This is a genomic window from Halomonas sp. BM-2019 (genome assembly GCF_017584085.1).
The window spans coordinates 2,186,253-2,186,552 of sequence record NZ_CP071922.1 but is presented as its reverse complement, the minus strand read 5'-3'; the positions used below and the strand labels follow the sequence as shown (position 1 = coordinate 2,186,552).

The following is a 300-nucleotide window of genomic DNA, read 5'->3' as shown; positions in this document are numbered from 1 at the left end:
CTGTTGATAAAGCCTCATCGCTGTCTCATCCTCAACGGCAAAGTGCGCCGCACCCTGAACCGGATCAAGTTGATGTAAGTAGTAGGGCAGGACGCCAATCCGAAAAACGGCTTCCTGCAGGGCCACCTGTTCGGTAAGTGAATCATTGATCCCTTTCAGCAAAACGCTTTGATTTAAGAGCTGTACACCGTGATTTCGTAAGGCGGACAGACGCGTGTTCAGCACCTCAGAAGCCTCGTTTGCATGATTCATATGCAGCACTAGCACAAGGGGAATTGGGAGCTCAGAACAGAGTGCTAC

Annotated in this window: 1 pseudogene; it reads right to left on the bottom strand. The window is 50.7% G+C overall.

The features are described from left to right. A pseudogene (locus J5F18_RS10835) lies at window positions 1-225 on the bottom strand (EF-P beta-lysylation protein EpmB); the annotation flags it as partial. Between the last annotated feature and the right edge of the window lie 75 nt (window positions 226-300).